We start from the raw sequence: 3710 nt of genomic DNA, 5'->3' as shown, positions 1-3710 counted from the left end.
GGAAGATCGAACCGCCCCGATCCGATCGCCTGTTGGAGGGAGCTTGCTCGCGAACCGCCCGACCCACCCTTCGCCCGCAAGCGGCCTCCAACAGGCAAAGCGACCGCCGGCCTCGATTCGACGGTGGCGGGGCGGATTTCCGCGCGAACCGGATGCCCTTGCGACTTGCCGTCAACCCCTCGAATACGTTAATTTCGTCACGCTAACAAGGGGCTTTTTTGAAACCGATGCCGAACGACGTCGCACCCATTGACCAGAAAACCGTCATCGGCCGGGAGTTCGGCAATTTCGTGATTGTCCGGGAGCTCGGCCGCGGCTCGATGGGAGCCGTTTTCGTCGGCTTCCAGAAGTCGCTGAAGCGGCAGGTCGCGATCAAGCTGCTGCCCAAGGGGGCCCAGGCCGCCGACTGGGGCCCGCGGCAATTCCAGGACGAGGCCGAGACGGTCGCCGTGCTCGCTCACCCCAACATCGTGCCGATCTTCGAGATGGGCGAGGACGACGACTACTACTACCAGGCCATGCAGCTGATCGACGGCGCCGATCTCGGCCGGATGATCCGAAACCGCCTGCGCCACCCGGTGCCATCCCAGCGCCTGCTGCCGCCGATCGTGGCGGTGGACCTGATCAGCCAGGCCCTCGAAGGGCTGGCCTATGCGCACAAGCACAGCGTCGTTCACCAGGACATCAAGCCGGCCAACATCATGGTCGACCGCAGCGACCTGCGCCCGATGATCGTCGACTTCGGCATCGCCCGCACGGCACGCAACGAATACTGGGCCGAAGGCATGGTGGTCGGCTCGGCGCTGTACCTTTCGCCCGAGCAGGCCGCCGGCCGTGAAACCGACGCACGGACCGACCTCTACGCGATGGGCGTGGTGCTGTTCGAGGCCCTGGCCGGCCGACTTCCGGTGCGCGAGGAGAAGGACACCCAGCTCCTGATGCGCAAGATGGAGCAACCCGACAGCCTGTTCCTGAAAGCGCCGAGCGAGTCCGCGCCGGGCATCGACGACCGACTGGAGCGGATCATCCTGAAGGCCACCGCTCCGTTTCGCGAAGACCGCTACGCCAGTGCCGACGCCATGCGCGCGGCACTGCGGGACTGGCGCTCGTCGGTCGACGCAGCGGCATGAGCACCGACACCGAAACCCTGGACCAGCGCCGCGCCGAAGTCCTCGGTCGCCAGTTCAACGCCGCGCTGACCAACGCCACCGCCTACGGCGCCGAACACCCGCAGATGCACCGGGCCTGCGAGACCTTCTGCGCCAATCTCGCGCCGCTCGTCGAGGCGCTCGGCGAAATCACGCTGATGCAGGATCGCGGCGCGGTGTTCATCGAGGACTACCGGGCCGACGAGAACTTCAACGCCAACCGCGTCCTGCAGCTGTTCCGCGAGCTGGGGCTGCAGTCGCTGACCTTCCGACCCGGGGTGGACGTCGATGCCATCGCCGCGGCCATGCAGCACCTGGTCCGGGCCGAAGAGCTCGGCGACGTCGAGGCCTACAAGGCCGTCCTCAACGAAGCCGGCGTGACCTCGATCAAGGTCAACCACATCGTGCTGAAGAAGCTCACGGCCGAAGACGAAGTCATCGAGCGCGAGGGCCTGGCCGAACTGACCGACCTGGCCGAACAGGCCTCGGCGGCGGGCGCCGCGCGCCGGCCCGACCTCGATACCGGCGACCTGCTGGGCCGCATCGAGTCGATCTTCGCGATGCGCAACCTGATCGAGGCCGATCAAGGCGACGACGACGCAGCGCTCGACGCCGACCCGTCCCAACGCGTCGTCGCCCAGCTGCAGGCGCTCGGCGGCCGGGTTGCGCGCGGCGGCCGCAGCGGCGGCGGTGACGTGTCGCTGGACGTCGTCCTGGACGCCGTAGAGACGCTGAAACGCGACCTGTCGGACACCATGGCCGACCAGAAGGAAGTCGCCCGCTTCATGAACGAACACGGCGGCGTCATCGACGAGATCGACCAGCTGACCTACCGCACCGTCGTCGCGCTGGTCTGCGACGAGTATCGCGCCGGCACCACCTCGGCGCGCCGGCTGGCCCAGATCATCCGCCGCCTGCTGCCGGACTCGCGCGACATCAAGCGCCTGCTGCCGATGCTGAAGGAGTCGCTGACCGACGAGGGCATGTCGCTGTCGACCTGGCTGCAGTTCGTCAGCGAACTCAGCGGCGAGCTGAAAAGCGAGAACCTGGTCCAGGTGCTGTCCGAAGGCGCCGAGGAGGTCGGCCTGGCCGTCGACGACATCGTCCGCGAAATCCAGCAGGACCCGGGCGAAGCGGCCCGGCTGATCGTGCTGGCCGCCGAACTGCGCCGCGGCAGCAGCGACGACAGCGACCGGCTGTCGGCCGTGCTGGCCGACCACATCGAACATGCCACCGTCGAGATGCTGCCAGCGTCCGTCGGCGGACGGACCACCGTAACCCGCTTCAACCGCGACTCGATCCGCAAGGTCCAGCAGGAACTGCTCGAGAAGGTCCGCCGCCAGGGCATGGACGAGTCCGTACTCGGCAAGGTGGCCGAAGCGCTCGACGGGCGCTTCGAGGACTTCCTCGGCAAGGCCCGCTCGCGCCAGGTCGACGATTTCCTGAGCACGCAGAAGACCATGGACCCGCGCGACGTGGTGGAAGCCCTGGAGAAGTTGGTCGACAGCCGCGCCGACATCGAACGGATGGACGGCACCCTGCGCCGCGCGCTGAAGGACCGCGGCCTCGGCGACGACGACGTGCAGAACGTGCTCGACCAGGCACTGACCCGGGTCCGCAAGCGCAATCGGATCGAGTTCATTCCCGGTGATGCGCTGGACCCGAACGCGACGCGCTACTTCCTGAACCGCGAGATCCTGTCGGCCGTTCGCTACAAGACCCACTTCAGCGGGCTGATGCTGATGATCGCCCGGATCCGGCCCGACGGCGAGGACTGGCGCGCCATCACCCCCGAGGAAATCGAAGGCGTCATGCCGCGCATCCTCGACGCCCTGCCGCTGCACCTGCGCGATCTCGACCTGCTCGGAACGCTGGGCAGCAAATTCAAGAACGTCCCGCTGGTCATCCTGCCGATGACCCCGCAGGAAGGCGCCGACCACGTCCTCGACCGCATCCTCGAGGGCCTGAACGCCTCGACCTTCGCACTCGGAAACGAGCGCGTCCAGCTCAAGGTCGTCGGCACCGCCGAACGCTTCGACCCCGAAAGGACCGAAGACGGCAAACAGTTCGTCCAGGCCCTGCGCGGCAAACTCGCCTCCCACCTCGTCACCGCCCTGCGCGCCGGCTGACCCCCCAGCGGCCCCTCGATTCCCCTGTTGGAGGCCGCTCGCGGGCGAAGGGTGGCCGGGGCGGTTCGCGCGAAAGCGCCCTCCAACAGGCAGATCTGGCGGAGGTTCCTGTTGGAGGCCGCTCGCGGGCGAAGGGCGGCCCGACCGATTCGCGAGCAAGCTCCCTCCAACAGTCGAATCCAGCACCGCCGCCAGACCGAAACCCTGTTGGAGGCCGCTCGCGGGCGAAGGGTGGCCCGACCGATTCGCGAGCAAGCTCCCTCCAACAGGCGAATCAGCGCAACGCCCGACCGAAGGCCTGTTGGAGGCCGCTCGCGGGCGAAGGGCGGCCCGACCAGTTCGCGAGCAAGCTCCCTCCAACAGTCGAATCCAGCACCGCCGCCAGACCGAAACCCTGTTGGAGGCCGCTCGCGGGCGAAGGGTGGCCCGACCG

Annotated in this window: 2 protein-coding genes; both read left to right on the top strand. The window is 67.8% G+C overall.

What is annotated here, in order from left to right; all coding sequences use genetic code 11:
- Positions 1-227 precede the first annotated feature (227 nt).
- Positions 228-1130, top strand: coding sequence for a serine/threonine-protein kinase (locus tag HFP89_RS13520; protein ID WP_277347532.1), 903 nt, complete (start codon positions 228-230; stop codon positions 1128-1130).
- On the top strand, positions 1127-3277 hold the full coding sequence (locus HFP89_RS13515; protein ID WP_168718197.1) for a hypothetical protein: 2151 nt from the start codon (positions 1127-1129) through the stop codon (positions 3275-3277). Before HFP89_RS13520 ends, HFP89_RS13515 begins: the two co-directional genes overlap by 4 nt.
- Positions 3278-3710 lie beyond the last annotated feature (433 nt).

Origin of the sequence: Wenzhouxiangella sp. XN79A, from assembly GCF_012272825.1 — a bacterium.
Taxonomy (GTDB): domain Bacteria; phylum Pseudomonadota; class Gammaproteobacteria; order Xanthomonadales; family Wenzhouxiangellaceae.
The sequence above is the reverse complement of the archived record's forward strand: the minus strand, read 5'-3'. Positions and strand labels throughout refer to the sequence as shown.

Bases quoted from the DNA above. Each gene is read 5' to 3' on its own strand.
- HFP89_RS13520 (WP_277347532.1), top strand. From the start codon at position 228: ATGCCGAACGACGTCGCACCCATTGACCAGAAAACCGTCATCGGCCGG.
- HFP89_RS13515 (WP_168718197.1), top strand. From the start codon at position 1,127: ATGAGCACCGACACCGAAACCCTGGACCAGCGCCGCGCCGAAGTCCTC.